Raw genomic sequence first — 252 nt, 5'->3', positions numbered from 1 at the left:
TAAAAGACGAATTGCCGGAGTTGTTGCACGTGCATGAATGGGAATGATACAAATACCACCAAAGCGGCCTTCTAAAGCATGCAAGATATCTGTTAGAGATTGTGGACGCGCAATGAGCCCTAAATATCCACTTGGTTTAACGATGGCTGCTGCACTTCGAAACCAATGATCAAACATCGCTTCAGGCATAACATGTGCATCAGACTTCTGTTCATCAGGTGTTTTGCGATCCACAGGATTGTTAAAAGGTGG

Annotated in this window: 1 pseudogene; it reads right to left on the bottom strand. The window is 44.0% G+C overall.

Annotation, left to right across the window (positions count from 1 at the left end):
* Positions 1–252 (bottom strand): annotated as a pseudogene (locus ACFINC_RS11635) (methyltransferase); the annotation flags it as partial.

It is taken from the genome of Bartonella sp. AP58NXGY (assembly GCF_042195785.1).
In the GTDB taxonomy this organism is placed as follows: Bacteria; Pseudomonadota; Alphaproteobacteria; order Rhizobiales; family Rhizobiaceae; genus Bartonella.
The sequence above is the reverse complement of the archived record's forward strand: the minus strand, read 5'-3'. Positions and strand labels throughout refer to the sequence as shown.